1 protein-coding gene is annotated in these 1,820 nt (G+C 49.0%); it reads right to left on the bottom strand.

Features of this window, described 5'->3' with window-relative positions; genetic code table 11:
- Window positions 1-81: 81 nt before the first annotated feature.
- Window positions 82-1,644 carry a hypothetical protein gene (locus ENN47_10680; protein HDP78622.1) on the bottom strand — a complete coding sequence of 521 codons (1,563 nt, stop codon included), beginning with the start codon at window positions 1,642-1,644 and terminating at the stop codon, window positions 82-84.
- Between the last annotated feature and the right edge of the window lie 176 nt (window positions 1,645-1,820).

The following is a 1,820-nucleotide window of genomic DNA, read 5'->3' as shown; positions in this document are numbered from 1 at the left end:
TTGGTTATCTCTCACATTGGGCGGGGCCGCACGATAAACGGGTAGCTTTCCAATTTCAAACTTCTTCACTAAAACACCTCCTCAAGTGTGTTTTCTTGCACCAGCTGCTATCCACAAGTGCTTGGTCATTCCATCATCGGATAGTTTAAGAAGACTATCATAGATTGATCTCCATCTTCTGTACTTGGCCATGTAAACCTCGTTGGCTTCAACAGAAGGCAGATACTCGGTCTTGATATTCGACATTGACTTCACACAAGACTCAAGCGAATCGTAAATCCCGCTCGCCGCGCTAGCAATCATTACACCTCCCAGAGCAGAACATTCGCTTGAATCGAAGACCGTGATTCTTGCTTTCATAACATCGCTCAGTATCTGAGCCAACAGTTCATTTGAGGCTGCCCCTCCGGAAAAGCTCATCGAACCGGGCCAAAGGCCGGTAACGTTCCTGATCCTTTCGAAATCGCCAAAGGCAAGCATCGCTTCCATTTCTAGAATTGCTCTGAAAAAGACTTCCTTAGACGACCGGGAAGGTTCAAGTATGTCCCAGTCAAGAAAGGCCGGCGCGCAATGCCTCCAGTTACTTACATTAGTCAGATTGGACCAGATCGCCTGCAGTCCATAAGCTCCCGGAGGAACGAGGGCCGCTTTTCTAGTTAATTCATCGAAGTCTTTTGCATAGACTCCTTCACTTTCCGAATCTTCACATCCGAATGTTTTGACAAACCAACTTATAAAAGGTCCGACATAGAAGCTGCAACCTTCGTTGAACCATACATCTTTGACGCAGTGACATTGCGTTCTCAAAAAGAGAGCTTCATCGGTAATAGGTTCACCGGTTGTCTGAGCCTCCAGCCAGAAAGTTCCCCCGATAAGCGAAGATCTTCCCGGAGCAATGTCTCCTGTAGCTATCATCGCGGCCTGTGTATCTCCAAGAGGCACAAATACCGGCGTCCCTTCCAGAAGCCCTGTCTCGAACGCCACTTCCTTTGTAACAGAACCGACTTTAGAGTCCGATGGCACAAGATCCGGAAGTATCTCGGGGCCAAATCCGGCAATCTCCAGAACCTCGTCCGACCACTCTAATTTCTTGACATCGAACAGGCATGTTGCTGAAGCCATTGAAGGTTCCACCGCTGTCTTTCCACTGAGCTTGTACGATGCCCACCCTGCAACCGAAAGTGCCTTCCAGATCTTCGAGAAGCTTTCGGGGTGGTTCTCTCGCAACCACATCAGAATTGGCAGTGCGTTTATTGTCGGAGAGTCGCCCGTAATTCGGAAAACTGTTTCTGCAAGACCAGTCTCGTTCAATCTCTTGACTTGCTCGTCAGATCTAGGATCAGCGTTGTGACATGCAAAAACAACCAAGCCGTCCCTGTCAATGCAAACAAGCCCATGCCTGAAACTCGTCGTGGTAATGGCTATAATGTTTTTTGCACTGAAATCCTCAAGGTTCTTCCTAATGCAATTGCAAATAATCTTCCAGTTGCCCTCAGTGTCAAATCTGGTGGCCCCGTGATCGTCCTCGGTTCTTTGCCAGGGAATCTGAGCGACGCTCATCTGCTTTCCCGTTGCGGCGTCAAAGATAATTGTTCTTGCGCTGCTGGTTCCGCAATCAACTGCCAGTATGAGACTAGTGTTCATGCGCAACCCTCCTTACTGACAAGGATTGCCGCTGAACAATGCTCAAGAGCAGAACTGCCAGAAGCAGGACCCCTTTCGAGATATTCAGTACCATCCCTGGAGCGCCAAGCATAGCCATTCCTGTTTCCAGGCTCTTCAGGAAGAGCGCCCCGAAGACTGTTCCGAGAATGGAAGCA

This window comes from Mesotoga infera (genome assembly GCA_011045915.1).
Taxonomy (GTDB): domain Bacteria; phylum Thermotogota; class Thermotogae; order Petrotogales; family Kosmotogaceae; genus Mesotoga; species Mesotoga infera_D.
This window is presented reverse-complemented; position numbering and strand designations above follow the sequence as displayed.

Coding starts and splice junctions, on each gene's coding strand:
- ENN47_10680 (HDP78622.1), bottom strand. CDS start 1,644: ATGAACACTAGTCTCATACTGGCAGTTGATTGCGGAACCAGCAGCGCA.